Here is a 14,629-nt window from a genome sequence, read left to right as displayed (position 1 = left end):
CGGCCGCTGCCACGCCGGTCCCACTCCTCCCTGTCGGATCGCCATAGAGCCACGCTCTCGTCCGTCGCGAGCCGTCTCGATAGTTCTGTTGGGCCAGCGACCGAATCGTTCAATCGCCGGCCGAAACGCCGCGGGAGTCGCCGTCGGCGTCGTCCCACGGTAACGGGCCGTCGTACCCCTCCGGAACGAACGGACAGAGCGGGTCGCTCGCCAGCGGGTCGCCGGTGTGGGCGAACGCCCGCGAGCGGCTGCCGCCGCAGACGTGGCGGTAGGGACAGGCCCCGCACTTGCCCGAGAGGTTGTCGCGGTCGCGCAGCGACTGGAACAGTTCCGACTCGCGGTAGAGTTCCGTGACCGGCCGCTCGCGGACGTTGCCCGCCGATTCCGGCAGGAAGCCGGAGGGGAACATCTCGCCCGTGTGACTGACGAACGCGAACCCGTCGCCCGCGACGATGCCGGTCCGCCGCTCGATGCCGGCCCCCGGACCGGCCGCACCGTTATCGGTCTCGTCCCCGTCCGCCCGTCGCTGCATCGCGACCCGGCGGTACTGCGGGGCCTCGGTGGTCTTGACGCCGAAGGGTTCGGTCTCGCTGACCTCGTGGAGCCACTCCATTACCGCGTCAGCCCGGTCTGGCGCAATCGGCTCGAGGACCCGTCCACGACCGACGGGCACGAGGAAGAAGACGCTCCACATGACGGCCCCGAGTTCGGTCAGCAGGTCCCGGATCGCGGGGAGTTCGTCGACGGTCTGTCGGCAGACGGTGGTGTTGACCTGGATCGGGAGCCCGGCCTCGCGGGCGTCCTCGACGGCGCGGATGGTCTCCTCGAAGCTCCCGTCCTCGCCACGGAAGGCGTCGTGGGCCGCCGGTGATGCGCCATCGAGGCTGACCGCCATCCGCTTGAGTCCGGCGTCGGCCATCGACTCGATCCGGTCGGCGGTCAGCGAGCCGGTCCCACTGGGCGTGATCGTCATCCGCAGACCGAGGTCGTCGCCGTGAGCGATCAGGTCCGCGACGTCGTCGCGGACGAGCGGGTCGCCGCCCGAGAGGACGACCAACTGGCCGTCGCCGAACTCGGCCGCGTCCTCGAGCAGTTCCATCCCCTCCGCGGTCGAGAGTTCGTCGGGATGGCGACGCTGCTGGGCGTCGGCGCGACAGTGATCACAGGCGAGCCCACAGGCCTGGGTAAGCTCCCAGATGAGGACGAACGGTCGCTCGGACGTATCGAACGTGCCGGGGCGCATAGCCGAGGGTGGGTCTCCGACGACCGAAAACGCCCCTCTGGTTCCCGCCGCCCGGGAAGACGGGAAGATGTTCGACCGCTCGTGCGGCTATTCCCGCGCGCTGGGAGATCGCACAACGGCCTTCGGTATCGTGTCGAAGGTATCGATATGGTCGAGAAAGCGCGCCGGTCGGCGGTCGAGAGCGACGAGCGAGGGAACCCGACTCGGCAGTGGGAGGTCTTCGTCCGTAACGAGGAGGGAGATCCGATGCGCCACGTCGGGAGCGTCGCGGCCGCGAGCGGAAGCGAAGCACACGAGCACGCGTCCCGGCTGTTCGGCTGGTATGCCGCCGACATCTGGCTCTGTCCGGCCGACGAAGTCGAACGGTACTCGACGCGTGGCCTGGTGGACACGGCCCAGGAGCGATCCGACGATGACAACGGCGACGACGGGAGCGAGGAACAGCGCGTCTACGAGGAGACTGCGGGTGCCTCGGAGGTGAACAGTCTGTGATCTCGATCAGCAAACTGCTCTGCGATCTCGACGCCGAGGGCGACGGGCTGCGCTACGACGCGGCCGACGATTCGGAGAAACCGCAGATCACCGAGGAGAAACAGCAGCGGCCGGTCGTCGTCTGGAACGCGACCCGTCGGTGTAACCTCTACTGTTCGCACTGTTATGCCGGGGCCGAGACCGAGGCCGCGACCGGCGAGTTCACGACGGCCGAGGCGAAGTCGTTCCTCGACCAACTCGCCGACTTCGGCGCACCCGTCATCCTCTTCTCCGGCGGCGAACCCCTCGTCCGCGACGATCTGGTCGAACTCGTCTCCTACGCGGCGGATCGCGGGCTCCGCCCCGTCCTGTCCTCGAACGGCACCCTGATCACCCGCGAGACCGCCGCGGCGTTGCGGGACGCCGGACTCCAGTACGCCGGCATCTCCGTCGACGGCCTCCCCGAGCGCAACGACCGCTTCCGCGGCGAGGAGGGCGCGTTCGACGCCGCCGTCCGCGGGATCGAACACTGTCTCGAGGTCGGCCTCAAGACCGGCCTGCGGTACACGATCACCGAAGCCAACGCACCCGATCTCGAGGGAGTCGTCGATCTCCTCGTCGAGAAGGGGCTCGACCGGTTCTGTTTCTACCACCTCGATTACGGCGGTCGGGGGGCCGAGATCGTCGATGCCGACCTCTCCCCGCAGGCAAAGCGCGAGGCGATCGAGCAGGTCGCCGACCTCACGCTCGCGTATCACGACCGCGGCGAGGAGATCGAGACCCTGCTGGTGGGCAACTACGCCGACGCCGCCTTCCTCGTGGAGTACGCCCGCGAGACCTTCGGCGAGGCGAAGGCCCGCGCGGTCTACGAACACCTCGAGCGAAACGGCGGCGACCCGACGGGCGAACGGATCGCGGACGTCGACTATCAGGGCAACGTCCATCCGACGCAGTTCTGGCAGGGGTACAGTCTCGGCAACGTCCGCGACCGGCCCTTCGGCGAGATCTGGGACGACGAGTTGAACCCGCTGCTCGAGGCGCTGCGGAACCGCGAGGAACACCTCCGCGGAAAGTGTGCGGACTGTCAGTATCAGTCGGTCTGTCGGGGCGGCTCGCGGCTGCGGGCGCTCGCCGAGACGGGCGATTTGTTCGCCCCCGACCCGCAGTGTTACCTCCACGAGGACGAAGTGCGCGGCGAGGGCGGTCCGGTCGTCGGCGGTGCCGCGGACTGACCCCAGTCTCGAAGCGCTCTCGGCCGAACAGCCAGGTAACGCCCGTTCTCGAGCGGCCGACTCCTCAGCGTCGGGAGTCGGCTCTTGCGGGACGCCGCCCCAGACGGTGACAGCAGTCGGTATCGCCGTGTTGGTGCGACTACCGCGCTCAGTCGCCGCCCACATGGACGCGCGTCACGTGCCCGCCACAGCCGCATCGATCGACGTACTCGAGTCGAACGTCGTCGAACGCCGCCTCGAGTTCGTCCCAGAGGTACGTCTCGGGATGGCCGTGATCGCCGTGGGTGACGAGGTTGACGTGGTAGCCGGCGACCGTCTGGGCGATCGCGTCTTTCGACTGTGCGACGATCAGGTCCCGATCCATCGCGTGTTCGGGTCCCTCGAGATTCGCGGACCACGACGCGTCGTGTTCGCGACGCGTGACGGATTCGACGCCGGAATCGTCGGTCATAGTCGACACTCGGGTCCCGACGAGCCTCAGCAGTAGGGCGAACGTGTTCGCCACGGTGGCCGTCGGCGTCGTCGCCGCAGCCACCGCCGACGGATCGCAAGCCGATCAACAGCAGAACAGAAACGGGTAGAGCAGCGCAACGCGGTCGTCGTCGGCGAGTTCCGTCTCGAACCCATCGAGGTGTTCGTTGAACCGACCGTTGACACAGACCCGCGCGTACGGCCGGGTCTGCTCGCCCTCCGGGTTCTTTCGCCACGTCCCGGGCAGGTCGTCGGGAACGGGTGCCCAGCCGCTGTGGGTCGCGTCCGCTTCGGTTTCGGCGATGAGCATGTCCGCGAGATCGTACTCCGCGAAGAAGGCCTCGAGGAAATCCCGAAGGCGGGTCCCCTCGAAGGTGAACTCGAGTTCGTGGCGGCCGAGTGCGGTTCGGGCGTGGCCGGTACAGCGGACGGTGACGGTCGTCTCGGTTTCCCGACCGGCCGTCGCGGCCGCGTGCTGGTCCGTAACGGTCGCGGTCGATCCCTCGTCGGCGGTGGTCGTCGCCTGGTCTGGTCCCATGGCTCACACGGCGATACGGTACGGACCGGCAAACGCTATCGTCCGAACGTGTTCGGGAGGAAGGGGACGGCCGTACGGGCCGTACCGCGAGACATGAACGGAATACCGGGCGGGTTACGGACCGACCAGCAGCCGCCGATGGTGATCCCGTTGCGGCATTTCCTGCTCGCGCTGGGCTTTCTCGCGGTCGGCATCGGTGGGGGGACCGTCCTGGCCGTCGCGACGCTGCCCGGTCTCGCCGGGCTAGCACGCCTCCACGTCCTGCTCGTGGGCTGGATCGCGGTGACGATCATGGGTGCGATGACCCAGTTCGTCCCCGTCTGGTCCGGCGTGTCGATCCACTCGCGGCGGTTGGCGGTCGGCCAACTGTGGCTCGTGACCGTCGGACTGCTCGGATTCGGCGCGGCGTTGCTCGCGGGCGCGTTCGCCTGGCTCCCGGTCGCCGGCGCGCTCATGCTGGCGGGTATCTGGATATTCGTCTATAACGTCGGGCGCACGATCATCCGTGCACGCCCGTTCGATTTCACGGAGCGCCACTTCGCACTCGCGCTCGCGTGCTTCGCCCTCGTCGCACCGCTCGGGGCGCTTCTCGCGACGGATTTCACCACGCCGGTGTTCGAGTCGGTCCCGGTGAACCGATTCGAAATCCACGGCTCTCACGCGACGCTGGCGCTGTTCGGCGCGCTGCTCGCGACGGTCGTCGGTGCGCTGTTCCAACTGACGAAGATGTTCACGCAGGCGGAGCCCGATCGGTGGGGCGACCGCCTGCTCGCCCTCGAGCAGTTGTGTTTCCCCGCCGGGCTCGCGGCACTCGTGGTCGGCCGCGGACTCACCATCGCCCCCATCGCTCGCGTCGGCGCGGTCGCGCTCCTCGTCGGACTCGCCGCGTTCGCGGTCGTCGTCGCCCAGTTGCTGGCCGGCGCGACGGTCGAGCGGTCCCCGATGCTCGCTCGCTACTGGCTCGTCGTGGCGGCATTGGTCGCGTGGATCGCCCTCGCCGCGCCGGCGTGGTGGACCGACCCCCTCGCGTACGAGTCGCTCTTCGGATATCCCGGGACCCGGACGCTTCTGCTGTTCGGCGTCTTCGGACTCGTCGTCATCGGGTCGCTGTACCATATCGTCCCCTTCATCATCTGGATCGAGCGCTACAGCGATCGCCTGGGCTTCGAACAGGTGCCGATGATCGACGACCTTTACGACGACCGCCTCGGGCGCGCGGATTTCTGGCTGCTGTTCGTCGGCTTTGCCGGCCTGTCGCTGGCACCGCTGGTCGACCTTCCCGCCGTCGTTCCCACCGCGAGCAGTCTCCTCGCGACGATCGGCGTCGGCGTGTTCATCGCGAACATGCTGCTGACAATCCATCGTCACGGGCCCGACGGCATCGCCGGCGTACTCGCAAGCACGTTCGAGTCGGGCGAGGACGACCCTGCAGCGGCCGGCGGAGAGCCCGACGTGGACGCGTCGCCAGATCGGTGACCGGGTGCGGTCGACCCCATCGGCGCGGATCGCGCGAATCTATTCCTCCGGCGACACGTCGACCGCCGGTTCGGACCGCTGTGATTCGATCGTCGAGACGACCAGTTCGCCGTACTCGGCGGCCGTCAGCTCGCCCGCGTTGTATGCCGCCGCGTGTTCCGTCTCGACCGTCGCCGATCCGTACGACGCGGGCGCGTCGTCGAGGATCGTCGCCCCCAGCGCGACGGTATCGTAGCCCGCGTTGACCAGCGCCGCGTAGCCGCCCGCAATCAGGGCGATATCGTGAGCGTTGCCCTCGTCGTACCGATCGGTGTTGACGTACTCGAGGGTCAGCACGTCCCGCTCGCGTGCGACCGACCCGACGGCCATGTCGAACTCCGCGAGCGTGGACGCGAGCCGGTCCGGAGTCGTGATGTCGGCAGCCGCCAGCGCCGGAATGCGCTCCTCGAAGATTGCGCGTCGTTCCGCGACGGGGAGGGGAGGGACGTACGCCGAGACCGGCCACTCCGTATTTGCGGGGAACTCCGTTCCCATCTCCTCGATACAGCCGGTGAGGGCGACGGTCACGGCGACTGCCCCCGCCCGAAGGAACCGCCGCCGTGTTGACCCCTCGCTTCCCTCTCCCGGCGCGTTCCGACCCATACCCTCGATACGCCGTCCCGCTGCAAATGAGTTCGTTCTGCAAACGCCGGCATCGGGATAAAGACGCGATTTCCCGTAGGCCGGACCAGCGGATGGCCCTCGAGCTGTACAACGTTGGACTGGTCGTCATCGGTGTGGCACTGTTCGGCGTCGCCGTCCTCCCGCGGTTCGTTGCGGACCGTGCGATCTCGCTGCCGATCTTCTTCGTCGCGTTCGGCATGCTCGCTTTCGGCCTGCCGATCGGACTGCCCGCGCCGGACCCGCTCGAGCAAGGGACGACGACGGAACACCTCGCAGAATTCGGCGTGATCGTCGCCCTGATGGGAGTCGGGTTGAAGATCGATCGGGTCCCCGGGCTGCGCGCGTGGGCGTCGACCTGGCGGTTGCTCGCGATCACGATGCCGCTGTCGATCGCCGGCGCGGCGCTGCTCGGCTGGTGGCTCGGCCTCGTGATTCCGACCGCGGTCCTGCTCGGTGCGTGCATCGCGCCGACCGATCCGGTGCTGGCATCGGAGGTCCAGGTCGGGGGACCGGGCATGGGCAGCGAAGCGGAAGGTCTCGAGGAGGCGGCCGGTGGTGAAGACGAGGTCAGATTCGCGCTCACCTCCGAGGCCGGACTGAACGACGGGCTCGCGTTCCCGTTTACGAACATGGCGATCGCGATCGCGCTCGTCGGCCTCGTGCCCGGCAACTGGGTCGGCGAGTGGCTCCTCGTCGACGTTGGCTACCGGATCGCCGTCGGCGTACTCGTCGGCGTCGTTCTCGGCTCCCTGACCGCGCGGCTCGTCTTCGCGACGGAGCCCGAGACCCCCGTCGCGGAGTCGGTCCAGGGACTCGAGGCGATCGCCGGCACCCTGTTCGTCTACGGGGCGACCGAACTCGCGGGCGGCTACGGCTTCATCGCAGTCTTCGTCGCCGCGCTGATGATCCGCCACTACGAGCGCTCCCACGACTACAACCGGTCGCTTCACGAGGTCAGCGAGTTCGCCGAACAGGTGATGATGGCGCTCGTCATGCTCTTCTTCGGCGGCGCGATCGCCGGGGGGCTCCTCGAACCGCTCACGTTCGAATGGATCGCGGCGGCAGTAGCGATCGTGTTCCTCGTTCGACCGCTCGCCGGGCTGGTCGGGTTCCTCGGGTTCGACCGCGACCCCGCCGAGCGGGCGACGGTCGCCGTCTTCGGCATCCGGGGGATCGGCTCGTTCTACTACCTCGCACACGGCCTCAACGAGGCAGCGTTCCCCGACGCCGACGTGCTGTGGGCCGTCGTCGGCGCGGTCGTGCTCATCTCGATCGTCGTCCACGGGATCGCCGCCACCCCCACGGTCCGCTGGCTCGAGGCGCGGGTGGAGTAGCGGGCGCTCATCCCGTCCAGTCGGCGCGCTCGAAGAAAACCGTCCAGCAGACGGCAGCGTAGAGGCCCGCACCGACAACCGAGAGCCAGCGGCCAGGCTCGACCAACGTTGGGACCGACCCGAGCAGGCCCGCGACCTCGAGCCCCAGGCCGGTGACGAGCGCCGCGACCGACGCACTCGCGGTTCGGTCGCCGATTCCGGGGGCGGACGCGACGGCTGGCGGATAGAAACGGTAGGTGACGCCGACGATCGTCAGGCCGAGGAAACCGCCGACGGCGAGCCGGTAATGGGCGTCGAACGCGGCTGCCGGTAGACCCGCACTGGGTGCGAACGCGAAGCAGAGACCCAGAACGGCGATCAGCGCGCCACAGCCGGCTGCCGCGAGGATGGCCCGGCCGCCGACGCGTCGGCGGTCGCTCTGCCGAGCCAGGTCGAGAACGGCGACGGCGAACCCGACGAGGGCGGTCGCCTGAAGCGCGGCACCGACGCGAAACAGCGTCCCGCCACGAAAGTCGGCCGCGAGCAGTGCGGGGCCGACGATACCGGCGGCGACGACGACCGAGACCAGCAACGGGTGCACTGAAGCGACCAGCAGCCGGGGTAACAGTCGGAAGCCGATCGCAAAGACGAGCAGCGCCACCGTGCCGGCGGCGAACAAGTGCGTGGTGGCCGGCCCGCTCGCCGGAAACACGGACGGCTCGAGACCGAGTGCGGCCGCTAGCGGCAGCGCCGAGCCGACGATCAGGTATGCGAGCACGAACGGAACGGCGACGTTCGCGACCCGGTCGGCGCGCCGACGGTGGGCATCGGTCTCGCCGGTGCCGGTCTCGCGGCCCGTCGGGTTGTCGCGGACGGTCCAGCACAGCGTCCCGACGAAGACGAGGCCGCCGACGAGCCAGCTCGCCGCGCTCGCGAGCGTCACGGTCGCAGAGCCGATTCCGATCCCGGTTGCGAACGCACCGATCGCGCCGAGCGAGGCGAACGGGAGGTGGATCGCCGGCGCGCGCGGTACCGCGAGTTCGCGCGCGAAGTACGACGGGACGAGCGTGTAGGCCTTGCCGAAGACCACGTGGAAGACGAAGCCGAAGACGCCGAGGGGGACGGTCGCCGCTCTCCCCGCGCCGACAGCGACGGCGACCTGCCACGCGACGAAGAAGCCGATACCGACCGCGACGAACGCGCGCGACCACCGTGTGACGGTTGCGGTCGCGTTCCCGGTCCCCATCGCGCGATCAGAACGGCGACTGAACGCTCGTCTCGTCGCCGTCTTCCCCCTTCGCTCCGGTCCCGGGGCCGCTACCGACCGGTTCGGTCGGGACCTCGCCGGACTCGAGATACTGCGCTTCGAGGGACTCGAGCGTCCCGTTGAGGGACTCGGACTGGTGGTGGGACGGACGGACGCGGACGCGGACGAGATCGTACTCGTGGCGATCACTCAGGCCGTTCCAGGCGCGAAACGAGCCCTTGACGAGCGCATCGGCTTGCGGACAGAACTCCGTCGTGGGGCTGAACTCAGCCCGGAGGACGGTCGGATCGTCGGCATCGACCGCGTACCGGTAGCCCGCTTCGGGATGTCGCCGGTCGAGGTTGAGCCGCGCCAGATTATAGCCGAAGGTGGCGTCGTAGACGCCCCGCTCCTCGAATAGATCTCGAGTCACGTCGTGGAAGGCGACGTGCTCCTCGCCTTCGAGGACGTCGTGGCCCTCGAGGAATGCCCCCGGATCGGGCACGTGGTCGGGCACGAACGATCCGGGCGCATCGAAGCTCCCCTCGCTGTCGCCCCCGTCCGTCGATCGCCCGCTCGAAAACGGATTCATCGTGGTCCGGGCTACGTCCCGAATCGTCCAGTAGCTCTTCCCGAACATGTCACCCCTCGTGCTGCCCTCGAGACAGTTTTCCCGAATTTCACGCCACCCCCGTCGGCAATCGGTGGTTGCGTAGTGACTGTCACTCCCTGAAGAGTTTTAGAATGTGTGAATGAAATAAGATTAGCAACTATTCTGCACCCAATTAGTGGGATATTAGACACATATATACATTCTTAACCAGACATGGCCACCAACCTCAAGTTAGGGCCAGAGGATTTATACCTGATCGAAGAAAGGCTCCGGTCAATGCTACTCTCAGTCGATCGATCGGACACGACAGACCGACAATCTCTCAGTTTCGACGTGGTCGCTGCTGTCGCCGAGCGCGAAGGCGTCGATCCCGTCGATCTCGAGCCCCCGGAATACGAAGCCCTCTACGATGTCGTCAATCCCGAAGCTCTGGACGCGCTCTTTGCGACGCGAGAGAACGGCCACGAGCGGCCGGTCGGCCGCATCGAATTCCCCTTCTGTGGTTATCGGGTCGTCGTCACGAGCGACGGCGATGTCGACGTATCCGATCCCGAAACGTCGCGGTAGCCGGCGAGCAGCTACTCCCGGTGCTCGATCCGTCGCCGCCATTCGGACGGCAGCGGCTGTGAACCGCCGTCGTCCGGCGCAGCGAGGACCTGAACGGTGCGCGCCGTCGCGGCACGCTCGCCGTTCGCGCGGATTTCGTACTCCATCGGCAGGCTCGAGTCGCCGAGTTCCGGCACGCGGAGCGCGACGGTGACGGCGTCGTCGGCCTCGATGGGGCGGGCATACTCGAGTTCGAGGCTCACGAGAACGGTGTTCGTCTCGGTCAACGAGACATCGAGCACGTCCCGAAAGTAGGCCTCGCGGGCCTGCTCGAGGTACGTCGCATAAGTTGCGTTGTTGACGTGGCCCATGAAATCGATGTCGCGGAGCCGGACGTCGATAGCGGTCTCGTAGCTGTAATCGTCCATGTACGAGTGGGTAGTGCGCTGGCTGCCGTATAGCTGCTTGCTCACCGCCGCCGTCACGCACGCGCGACGGTCGATCCTGCCGGCCGATCAGTCGCCGGCCGTCGCGGCCTCGAAGACGGTCTCGTGGAGGCGATCCGCGACGAGTTCCATCAGCGGCTTCATGTTGCGGGTGTCGGCCCGATTGTACTCGACGAGCGTCTCGAGGGCTCCCTCGTCACCGGCTTCGTACTCGTGCCAGAGGCGCACCGCGTCGCGTCCGCTGAGGTCGGGCTTGTCCCGATCGATTCCGACGTCCTTTTCGATCGCTTTCAGCCCGCCGTCCAGTCCCACCTTCTTGCAGGGGTACATGAGGTCGACGTGGGGCACGTCCACGTCGATATCGAAACACGTCTCGAGGAAGGGAACGTCGAAGCGCTGGCCGTTGAACGTGACCAACAGCGGCGCATCGGCGAGCTCCCGCTCGAGGCGGTCGCTCGTGAGATCACGGTCCTTGACGAAGGTCGTCGTCTCGCCGCTCCGATGGAGGCTGACGGTCGTCACCTCGTTCGTGGACGCGTCGAGCCCGGTCGTCTCGATGTCCAGAAAGCACGTCTCGTCGCTGACGTTCTCGTAACAGCGCCAGCGACTCGAGGCCGGCAGCGCCTCCGCGAAGACGGAGATATCACCGCGCTCGAGGTGGGTCCGTCCCTCGTCGATGAACGTCTCGATCCGATCAGCCAGTGTCGAGCCGACGACGCTGCCGTCGAACTCGTCCCAGTGGGTCACACCGTGTTCCCAGAGTCGTCGTTCGGTCGTCTCCCCGACCCCGCGAACGGGGATGAAACTGTTCTCGATTCGCACACCAGTTTGGAGGGCACGGGGTAGGTAAAAACGCTTGGATCGGTCGCCACGCCGTGGTCGACTCTCACCGTCGGCGACGAAAGCGGTGCTGACTACAACTCGAGCCAGTCGGTGGTCGTGTCCGCCTCCCGGAGATACCACTGCTGTTCGTCGATTCCGTTTCGGGATCGGACCGTCACGACCGCATCGAACAGCGGCTCGAGGAGGTTGACGGCGTCGTGGTCCGGACCCAGCGGTAGGTGATAGTGACCCATGCCACACGCTTGATCGACTCGCGAGGTCGTCAACTGCAGCAGGCGGAACACCGCTTCCGCGTCGTACTCCTGGAGCAGCGGGACGAGCGAATCGACGCAGACGCGAAGCGCCGACGGAGCGAGCCCGTCGGCGCTGTCGTCGAACTCGCCGATGGTCTCGACGATCTCGATCCCGAGCGTCCCCAGCGACGGCTGCCCGCTCCCGCCGTCCGATTCCGACATCGACTCGAGTTCCGACCGCGAATAATCGATCGTTCGGACCCGTTCGATCCCGGAATCGGAACCACGTTCGTGTGCGACGTGGTCGTCCGCATCCGTGACGAACAGGCGGTATCGAGCGTCTTCCCGTGCTGCACCGAGTAGTTGTTGGCAGACGGTCTCGTGTGGCTCCCTGGCCGTCCCAACGAGTAAGATGTTGCTCCCCTCCTGTTTGAGGGTTCCGAGCGTTCGTGCGAACGTCGCACAGTCCGGGACGGCGTCCCCTCGCTCGTCTTCCATTCCGTTCGATCAGTCAAACGGTATCGAGATAAAAATTGCGGCTGAGTTCCCCTCGGAAAAGGGTCTCACGTACGGCCATTACTATCGAATACTCCCGATCGGCCGGTTTTTTACACCGGCGGTCGTAGGGAGCGCATGGCCGATTCCGACGACGAACTCGCCGACGCGATTCGCGAACTCGCGCGAACGATCGACGCGCTCCGAGAGGAACTCGAGGGGCCGCGCTCGCGTCGCCGGCCCCCGCTGCGCCCGCCGACGCCGCGGGAACTCCTGCGATTCACCGACGAGGTCGCCCTTCCGGCCGCCCTGACCGTTCTCGAGACCAGCGTCCGCGCGCTCGAGGCGTTCCAGCGGAGCCTGAACGTCGTTCGAACCGGGCAAGAGGCGCGGGACCGAACGGAGGCGGCCACCGAAGCGACGAGCGAGCGCGCGAGCGAACTCCGTCGCACGACGCTCTCACAGCTCGATTCCGTGCTGTCGGAGCTCCAGCGAGCCGCTTCCGAAGGCGGTCTCCCCGCCGACGAGGAGGCCCGCGACCTCCTCGCTGAGGCTCGGGAACTCCGCGACGATGTCGACAGCCGGCTCCGGGACGCCGCCGAACGCGAGTCGCGATCCGGACCGACCGCCGCGGACTCCGATCGACCGGCGGCCGAACGCGGAGTGACGATCGATATCGAGGACGGCCCGCTGGCCGAAGACGGAGCGGACCGCGCCGACGACCCCGACCGCGACTCCGCCGTCGATGTCGACGCCGAACTCGAGACGCTGCGAGATCAGTACGCCGACGACGAGGACGGCGACTCGAATGCGGCTGCCTCGAGCGAGGGGGACGCCGACGGGTCGGATGGGGACGGCTCCGATGCCGACGCTGGGGCCGACGGCGCGGAAGACGGCAGCGGCGAACCCTGAATCCGCTGTGGCGGGCGCGTCGGCCGGCGGCCATCAGAGCGGCTCGAACCGGTAGCCGTCCCACGCCTGACTCTCCGGTTCTCGAATGCCCGCGCCGGGCTCGCGGAGTTCGTCGACGGAGACCGGCCGTACCTCGTCGCCCGTCTCGATGTCACCCGTGGTCAGTTGACCGATCGCGCGGACGGACTCGCCTTCCACATCGAACTCGACGATCGCGAGGTGGTTCGGTTCGCGGACGCCGGGTGGCGTCGCGGTGCTGGTCGTCCACGTCACGACCTCCGCGGTGTACTCGCTGAGATCGATCGTCTCGACCGGCTCCGCGCCATCAGGGCCGCGCGGGTGCCCAGGGTAGGTGACCGTCCCGTCGTCGTAGCGCGTCGCTTCCAGAGTCATTGTGCAGCCTCCATGATGGTCGTAATCACACAGTTGCCGAAGCCGCCGACGTTACAGCACAGGCCCGCGTCCGCGTCGACCTGTCGGGGACCGGCCTCGCCGACGAGTTGCTCGTAGATTTCGACGCCCTGGGCCACGCCGCTGGCTCCGAGCGGGTGGCCCTTCGATTTGAGCCCGCCCGAGGTATTGGTCGGCAACTCACCGGTGTCTCGCTCGGTGTCCCCGTCCGCGACGCGCTTCCAGGCCGCACCCTGCTCGGCGAAGCCCAGCCCCTCCATCTGCAGGAACTCGAGGATCGTGAACATGTCGTGGAGTTCGGCCACGTCGATATCCGCGGGTCCGAGTCCGCTCATCTCGTAGGCTCCCCGCCCGCTCTCGACGACGCCGTTCATTACGGTCGGTTCCTCGCGTTCGTGGACGACCTGCGTGTCCGTCGCCCCGTCGACGCCGGTGACGACGGCGTAGTCGTCAGTGTACTCCCGGGCGACGGATTCGGGACAGAACAGGAGTGCTGCCGAACCGTCCGTGATCGGACAGAAGTCGTACAGTCGGAGCGGATCGGCGACGATCGGCGACTCGAGGACCGTCTCGAGGTCGACTTCCTTCCGGAACTGGGCATGCGGGTTGTCGACGCCGTTCTTGTGATTCTTGACGGCNCGGATCGGCGACGATCGGCGACTCGAGGACCGTCTCGAGGTCGACTTCCTTCCGGAACTGGGCATGCGGGTTGTCGACGCCGTTCTTGTGATTCTTGACGGCAACCTTCCCGAGGCTCTCGCGGGGCGCGTCGAATCGCTCGAGATAGCGGCGTGCGGTGAGTCCGGCGAACGACGGGAGCGTGACGCCGGCGTTGTACTCGACCGGGTGCGTTACCGAGGCGATGATGTCGGTCGTCTCGGACGTCGATCGGTGTGTCATCTTCTCGCCGCCGACGAGCAAGGTCATGTCGCTGGCCCCGCTTTCGATCGACTGCCAGGCGGCGTAGATTCCCGCACCGCCGCTCGCGCTCGTCTGATCGACGCGCTTGGTGTACGCCGGGATGGCACCGATGTCGTGTACCAGCGCGTTCATCACGCCCGTCTGTCCTTCGAACTCGCCGCTGGTCATGTTCGAGACGTACAGATGCTCGACATCGTTCGCATCGACGCCCGCATCCTCGAGGCAGTCGATTCCGGCCTCCGCGAGGAGATCCGTGATCCATTCGCCCTCGCGTTGCCCGAACTGGGTCATGGCGGCTCCGATGATCGCAACACGTTCCATAGCTAGTGTACCTCTGGTGATGGCTGACCACGAACGGTGGTTTAAAATTAAGGGAGAACAGCATTCGACGAATTGAGGACACCGAACGGTGACGATAGTTCGATCCGAAGGTGCGTCTCAGTAATCGGCCTGAACCGCCCTCGACGACGGTCACGGGAAACGGGGCGCTGATCGGTTGGTGTCGGAGACCCGTTTCGCCCCATCCGCGGGCGCGCCTCGAGTGTCCCGTACTCGA

Annotated in this window: 17 protein-coding genes and 1 pseudogene; 6 read left to right on the top strand and 12 right to left on the bottom strand. The window is 67.3% G+C overall.

Annotated elements, in window-relative coordinates:
* Nucleotides 1-109 precede the first annotated feature (109 nt).
* Nucleotides 110-1,243, bottom strand: a complete 1,134-nt coding sequence (locus C487_RS15170; RefSeq protein ID WP_006186691.1) for a TIGR04053 family radical SAM/SPASM domain-containing protein — start codon at nucleotides 1,241-1,243, stop codon at nucleotides 110-112.
* Between the two features lie 147 nt (nucleotides 1,244-1,390).
* Here C487_RS15170 and C487_RS15165 point away from each other — a divergent pair, with 147 nt between their 5' ends.
* Together C487_RS15165 and C487_RS15160 are read left to right on the top strand one after the other, a co-directional pair.
* Nucleotides 1,391-1,735 carry an Htur_1727 family rSAM-partnered candidate RiPP gene (locus C487_RS15165; RefSeq protein WP_006186690.1) on the top strand — a complete coding sequence of 115 codons (345 nt, stop codon included), beginning with the start codon at nucleotides 1,391-1,393 and terminating at the stop codon, nucleotides 1,733-1,735.
* The gene (locus C487_RS15160; RefSeq protein ID WP_006186689.1) at nucleotides 1,732-2,946 is read left to right on the top strand and encodes a TIGR04347 family pseudo-SAM/SPASM protein; all 1,215 of its coding nucleotides are present in this window, start codon (nucleotides 1,732-1,734) and stop codon (nucleotides 2,944-2,946) included. Before C487_RS15165 ends, C487_RS15160 begins: the two co-directional genes overlap by 4 nt.
* 148 nt (nucleotides 2,947-3,094) lie before the next feature.
* On the opposite strand, the gene C487_RS15155 is transcribed toward C487_RS15160, so the two are convergent.
* Both C487_RS15155 and C487_RS15150 read right to left on the bottom strand, forming a co-directional pair.
* Entirely contained in the window at nucleotides 3,095-3,397 is a 303-nt protein-coding gene (locus C487_RS15155) for a CGCGG family putative rSAM-modified RiPP protein (RefSeq protein WP_049908191.1), read from the bottom strand.
* Between the two features lie 105 nt (nucleotides 3,398-3,502).
* Nucleotides 3,503-3,955, bottom strand: a complete 453-nt coding sequence (locus tag C487_RS15150; RefSeq protein ID WP_006186687.1) for a ubiquitin family protein — start codon at nucleotides 3,953-3,955, stop codon at nucleotides 3,503-3,505.
* A 93-nt stretch (nucleotides 3,956-4,048) separates the two neighbouring features.
* Between C487_RS15150 and C487_RS15145 the strand changes: the two genes are divergently transcribed.
* Nucleotides 4,049-5,431 carry a hypothetical protein gene (locus C487_RS15145; protein ID WP_241431096.1) on the top strand — a complete coding sequence of 461 codons (1,383 nt, stop codon included), beginning with the start codon at nucleotides 4,049-4,051 and terminating at the stop codon, nucleotides 5,429-5,431.
* Between the two features lie 39 nt (nucleotides 5,432-5,470).
* Here the strand turns inward: C487_RS15145 and C487_RS15140 are convergent, their stop codons facing one another.
* Entirely contained in the window at nucleotides 5,471-6,073 is a 603-nt protein-coding gene (locus tag C487_RS15140) for a hypothetical protein (RefSeq protein ID WP_006186685.1), read from the bottom strand.
* Between the two features lie 92 nt (nucleotides 6,074-6,165).
* Between C487_RS15140 and C487_RS15135 the strand changes: the two genes are divergently transcribed.
* A complete protein-coding gene (locus C487_RS15135; RefSeq protein WP_006186684.1) occupies nucleotides 6,166-7,428 on the top strand; it encodes a cation:proton antiporter in 1,263 nt (420 codons plus the stop codon).
* Nucleotides 7,429-7,435: 7 nt separating this feature from the next.
* Here the strand turns inward: C487_RS15135 and C487_RS15130 are convergent, their stop codons facing one another.
* Together C487_RS15130 and C487_RS15125 are read right to left on the bottom strand one after the other, a co-directional pair.
* A complete protein-coding gene (locus tag C487_RS15130) occupies nucleotides 7,436-8,653 on the bottom strand; it encodes a hypothetical protein (RefSeq protein WP_006186683.1) in 1,218 nt (405 codons plus the stop codon).
* Nucleotides 8,654-8,660: 7 nt separating this feature from the next.
* Entirely contained in the window at nucleotides 8,661-9,293 is a 633-nt protein-coding gene (locus tag C487_RS15125) for a hypothetical protein (protein WP_006186682.1), read from the bottom strand.
* Nucleotides 9,294-9,542: 249 nt separating this feature from the next.
* Here C487_RS15125 and C487_RS15120 point away from each other — a divergent pair, with 249 nt between their 5' ends.
* A complete protein-coding gene (locus tag C487_RS15120) occupies nucleotides 9,543-9,833 on the top strand; it encodes a HalOD1 output domain-containing protein (RefSeq protein WP_006186681.1) in 291 nt (96 codons plus the stop codon).
* 11 nt (nucleotides 9,834-9,844) lie between these two features.
* Here the strand turns inward: C487_RS15120 and C487_RS15115 are convergent, their stop codons facing one another.
* The 3 genes from C487_RS15115 to C487_RS15105 all read right to left on the bottom strand — a co-directional run bounded on the left by C487_RS15115 (nucleotide 9,845) and on the right by C487_RS15105 (nucleotide 11,832).
* Nucleotides 9,845-10,240 (bottom strand): acyl-CoA thioesterase, encoded by a 396-nt coding sequence (locus C487_RS15115; protein ID WP_006186680.1) that lies wholly within the window; start codon nucleotides 10,238-10,240, stop codon nucleotides 9,845-9,847.
* A gap of 87 nt (nucleotides 10,241-10,327) precedes the next feature.
* Nucleotides 10,328-11,080 carry a ribonuclease H-like domain-containing protein gene (locus tag C487_RS15110; protein WP_006186679.1) on the bottom strand — a complete coding sequence of 251 codons (753 nt, stop codon included), beginning with the start codon at nucleotides 11,078-11,080 and terminating at the stop codon, nucleotides 10,328-10,330.
* Nucleotides 11,081-11,172: 92 nt separating this feature from the next.
* Nucleotides 11,173-11,832, bottom strand: coding sequence for a DUF7504 family protein (locus C487_RS15105; protein WP_006186678.1), 660 nt, complete (start codon nucleotides 11,830-11,832; stop codon nucleotides 11,173-11,175).
* 135 nt (nucleotides 11,833-11,967) lie between these two features.
* On the opposite strand from C487_RS15105, the gene C487_RS15100 reads away from it, so the two are divergent.
* Entirely contained in the window at nucleotides 11,968-12,741 is a 774-nt protein-coding gene (locus C487_RS15100; RefSeq protein ID WP_006186677.1) for a DUF7547 family protein, read from the top strand.
* A 33-nt stretch (nucleotides 12,742-12,774) separates the two neighbouring features.
* Here C487_RS15100 and C487_RS15095 read toward each other — a convergent pair whose 3' ends face one another.
* From C487_RS15095 to C487_RS22065, 3 genes and pseudogenes are all read right to left on the bottom strand, one after another.
* Nucleotides 12,775-13,134 carry a PhlB family protein gene (locus tag C487_RS15095; RefSeq protein WP_006186676.1) on the bottom strand — a complete coding sequence of 120 codons (360 nt, stop codon included), beginning with the start codon at nucleotides 13,132-13,134 and terminating at the stop codon, nucleotides 12,775-12,777.
* Nucleotides 13,131-13,856, bottom strand: a complete 726-nt coding sequence (locus tag C487_RS22070) for a thiolase family protein (protein ID WP_394295588.1) — start codon at nucleotides 13,854-13,856, stop codon at nucleotides 13,131-13,133. The genes C487_RS15095 and C487_RS22070 overlap by 4 nt, the downstream gene beginning before the upstream one ends.
* Nucleotides 13,804-14,394, bottom strand: a pseudogene (locus C487_RS22065) (thiolase family protein); the annotation flags it as partial. The gene C487_RS22070 and the pseudogene C487_RS22065, both read right to left, overlap by 53 nt.
* Nucleotides 14,395-14,629 lie beyond the last annotated feature (235 nt).

This window comes from Natrinema pallidum DSM 3751 (genome assembly GCF_000337615.1).
GTDB classification, from domain to species: domain Archaea; phylum Halobacteriota; class Halobacteria; order Halobacteriales; family Natrialbaceae; genus Natrinema; species Natrinema pallidum.
The sequence above is the reverse complement of the archived record's forward strand: the minus strand, read 5'-3'. Positions and strand labels throughout refer to the sequence as shown.